Raw genomic sequence first — 2,705 nt, forward strand, 5'->3', positions numbered from 1 at the left:
TGGTGCATCGAAGGCTCCTTTAGAACGCGTAGCTCAGGCTGGCGGCCACGAAATCGCGGTCACGCAGCGGGTTGGCATTGGACGAATAGTCGACCAAGGTGTTGGGGTCGGTGCCGCTGTAGCGGCGGCCGCCGATGTAGTCGGTATACGAGAGGTCGAGCTTCCAGCGTTTGTCGGCACTCACCAGTGCGCCGCCGATGCTCAGCGAGCGCGAGCCCTGATTGAACGTGGGGCTGACGCCATGCACGTCGTGCGAGAAGGCCACGCGCGGCGACAAGGTGGCACCCATGAACAGGTCGTTGTAGTCGAGTTGGTAATAGACGACGTAGCCCCAGGAGTTGCGGGTTGTAAAGCCCGCGGTCTGCGTGGCGATGCTCGAGAAGCTAGCCGCGGCAGCCAGCAAGGGCGCCAGCGCCGGTGAAGGCAAGTAAATACCTTGCGCATCGAAGTACTGGTCTTTGGGTAGCAGCAAACGGGTGTAGCCGACCTCGGCAGCGAGCGCGCTCGACTGAGCCCCCAGCGTTTGACCAAACATTTTGGTTGCGCCCAATTGAACCTGGTGCATCTTCACCCGCTGATAGCCCTGCAGCAAGCTGCCCGGTGCTGGCGATCCGGGGATGGCTCCGGGGTGCAGACCTTCAATCATGGACAAGATGCCAGCCTCTGCAGCCAAATCAGTCACTGACTTCTGAATCGGCTGGTTGGGCCGATACGAGTATTCGCTCTGCAATGCAATGCCGAACGGCCCTTCCCAGCGCCCGCTGAGGCCGAACAACTTGATGCGGTCAGGGTATTCAACGTAGTAGGAGGCATCGCCTTGACCTGTCGCCGACGACGACGGCATATTGCCCGCCGTGAACGACAAGATTGGGATACGGCTGGTGTATTGCATGGCATAGGCGCCAAGCTCCAGGTGTGCCAACTCCGGAATCGAGTAGCGCGCTGACATCCCGAACTGATCGCTGGCTCGGGCCTTGGGCCCGTTGACGCGATCGACCCAGGACTGCGACGGATCCAGATTGCGCTGATCCGGCGCCGCCGAATTCAAGTAGATGCGATCCGTGCCGACCCGGCCGCCTACCACGTCTTCAGTGCTGAAGAACGTCCCTCGCGGATCCAGCCGATAGTGATCGGCACGGAACAGCACGAAGCCCTCGACACTGGCACGCGAGGTGAGTTGCTGTGACGCCCACAGCATCGGAGTCGGGATGTAGGCTTCGCGCAGCTCGGTGCCAGGCGAGCGGATCAGCGACACGTCGATGGGGTTGATGACGCTGATGCCGTTCTGGATGAACAGGCTCTCGCCCCAGTTCACTACCTGCTGGCCCAGGCGCACCGAGAAGGGCTTGCCGCCGATCTCTTCGCTGTCGCGCACGTACAGATCGAGCAGGCGCACATCGTGGCCGGTGGCCTTCTTGGAGCCGCCGAGCTCGTCGATGTTGTCGCGCGAGGCGACTTCGTCGTAGGCGTAGGTGAGCCGACCGAAGAGGCCGAAGTTGCCGCGCGAGATGTCGAGCTCATGCGTGGCCCGCGCCACGTTGCTGACGAGGTGGCCGCGCTTGAAGTTGAGGTCGCCGTCGTCGTTGGTCACGCTTTGCGCCGTGCCACCCACCGGGCTGTAGGCCGCGTTGCCCAGGCCGATGTTGGCCTTGTCGGGCTTGCTCGCGCGCACCGCCAGACCGTAGGTCAAGGTGGTGTCGAAGCTGCCGCTCCAGCCGTCGTCGGTGCGGATCTCGATGGCGTGGGCCGCGTGCATGCAGCCCAGGGCCAGCAGGGCTGCCGCCAGGGCAGACAGCCGCGGCCGCGTGGCCGTCACTTGAGTGGAACCGATTCTCATGTGGGTGCTCCTCTTCTAGCGGTTGGGTTGGATTGGATAAGGCAGGGAACAAGCAGGCAAGATGGGTTAATACGCGTTGAGCCCGGTGGGCATTTCGCCGCGCGAATAGGCCTGCGCGGCGCGCCCCTCGTCTTTGCGCAGCCGCCGGTTGGCGATGAAGCGCACCAGCCAGGGCAAGGTGCCGACGCGCTGTCCGGTGAGCGTGGCCAGCACGTAGGCCTTGGCGCACTTTTCGAGCAGCTCGGCGTTGAAGATCAGGCGCTCGCGGGTGAGGCCCAGACACAACACGAAGTCGTCGAACACATAGGCGTTGGCCCCGGCCGACAGCAGGCCGTGCGCGCGAGGGGGCAAGGCGATGATGGGCTGCGCCGCATGAGCCACCTCGCGCCCAAGGTGGCGCACCTGTTCGTCGAACACGGCAGGCATGGTCTGGCGCAGCTGGATGAGCTCGCGCGCCCAAGGCTGCTGGCTGATGAAGACGCCGCCCACGTCCGGGCGAGACTGATACACCGCCGCGTGAACGGCCGCCACGCCCCCCACCGCCGCCCCGCGCAGCGCCTGAGGGCCGGGCGCGTGCGGGCGATCGGACTCCAGCAGCATGAAGGTTTCGCCGCCCGGCACGCGCAGCGACAGGCTGCCTCGCGGCGCCTGGTCGGTGGCCGCCAAGCCCTTTTCGTGCAGGCGCTGCCACGCCGTCACGGCCAGCTCGGGCCAGTCTGACGAGCGCGCCGAGCGCGGCGCGGATGAATCGACCACGGTGCTGCTCATGGCGTCACACCAGCTTCAGAACGGTCTCGAAGCGGTTGAGCGCCTCGTCGATCACCTCGTCGGTGTCGGCCATGCTGGTGTAGAGCCGCGAGCCCGCCAG

2 protein-coding genes are annotated in these 2,705 nt (G+C 65.1%); both read right to left on the reverse strand.

What is annotated here, in order from left to right; genetic code table 11:
- Positions 1-19: 19 nt before the first annotated feature.
- Entirely contained in the window at positions 20-1,837 is a 1,818-nt protein-coding gene (locus ACE3SS_RS15410; protein ID WP_374595460.1) for a DUF1302 domain-containing protein, read from the reverse strand.
- 66 nt (positions 1,838-1,903) lie between these two features.
- Positions 1,904-2,605: a hypothetical protein gene (locus ACE3SS_RS15415; RefSeq protein ID WP_374595462.1), complete on the reverse strand. Its 702-nt coding sequence runs from the start codon at positions 2,603-2,605 to the stop codon at positions 1,904-1,906.
- Positions 2,606-2,705 lie beyond the last annotated feature (100 nt).

It is taken from the genome of Aquabacterium sp., from assembly GCF_041915145.1.
Lineage (GTDB): Bacteria > Pseudomonadota > Gammaproteobacteria > Burkholderiales > Burkholderiaceae_C > Aquabacterium.

Bases quoted from the DNA above. Each gene is read 5' to 3' on its own strand.
- ACE3SS_RS15415 (WP_374595462.1), bottom strand. From the start codon at position 2,605: ATGAGCAGCACCGTGGTCGATTCATCCGCGCCGCGCTCGGCGCGCTCG.
- ACE3SS_RS15410 (WP_374595460.1), bottom strand. From the start codon at position 1,837: ATGAGAATCGGTTCCACTCAAGTGACGGCCACGCGGCCGCGGCTGTCT.